General features: G+C 34.1%; 1 protein-coding gene and 1 pseudogene. Both read right to left on the bottom strand.

Features of this window, described 5'->3' with window-relative positions; all coding sequences use genetic code 11:
- A partial coding sequence (locus BBS29_RS08465) for a transposase (protein ID WP_373554030.1) occupies nt 1–320 on the bottom strand: 320 nt, incomplete at its 3' end.
- Nucleotides 306–818 (bottom strand): annotated as a pseudogene (locus BBS29_RS08575) (IS3 family transposase); the annotation flags it as partial. The pseudogene BBS29_RS08575 and the gene BBS29_RS08465, both read right to left, overlap by 15 nt.
- Nucleotides 819–900 lie beyond the last annotated feature (82 nt).

Below are 900 nucleotides of genomic sequence, written 5' to 3'. Positions count from 1 at the left end.
ACTTCTCCATAAAACATTTCCTGCTTTAATAAGCCAAAGAAGTTCTCCATCGGTGAATTATCTAAACAGTTTCCTTTACGTGACATACTCATTGTTGCACCATATTCTGTTATGGTATTTCCCCAACTACTATGCTGATAATGAAATCCTTGATCCGAGTGAACAACTAATTGGTTTAGATTGTGTTGGTGTTCCTCAAGTGCTTTATTTAAAGGATTTATAGCGATTGCTAGGTTTGGTGAACGACTTAATTGATAGGCAATCACTTCAGAGTTATAACAATCCATAATCGTTGATARATATAGTTTCTTKCCTTTGATAGGTAACGCAAACTCTGTGACATCTGTSACCCATAGTTGATTAAATGTTTTCGGCTTAAAGTTACGCTTTACCTTATTTGGAGMKACTTTTCCAACTTGYCCTTTRTATGAACTGTAACGTGTTCTCGATTTRTTTTTGAATTTTTGACAYAGTAAATTATAGGTTTTCATAATRCGTAACAAGCGCTTATGATTCACCACAATTTGYTCTCTGTTTTCGAGTATYGCTTTGATTCTTCTGTAACCATATCTACCTTTATGTTTTGAKACWATYTCTYTAATTTTATYTACTAGCCATCGATCTTTTTGTTYCTGATCATCCATATGTTTTATCCAGTAGTAATATACAGACTTYGGTAGCTTCAACACTGTTAAAATCTCTTTTAGTGTATAAGTCGTTTCTTGCCTTACCTCAAGCGCTACTTTCGTTTTTTGTCTGTTGGATCTGTCGGTAAGGCATTTAACTTTTTTAGAATGATATTTTCCAGTTCTTTCATTCTTAGTTCTTCTCTTAGACGTTCTAACTCTTCGCGTTCTGTTTCATTCAGTGGTTCACTCTTCGATACTTGTTTTTGGTTAT

This window comes from Nosocomiicoccus ampullae, from assembly GCF_001696685.1.
GTDB lineage: Bacteria > Bacillota > Bacilli > Staphylococcales > Salinicoccaceae > Nosocomiicoccus > Nosocomiicoccus ampullae_A.
The sequence above is the reverse complement of the archived record's forward strand: the minus strand, read 5'-3'. Positions and strand labels throughout refer to the sequence as shown.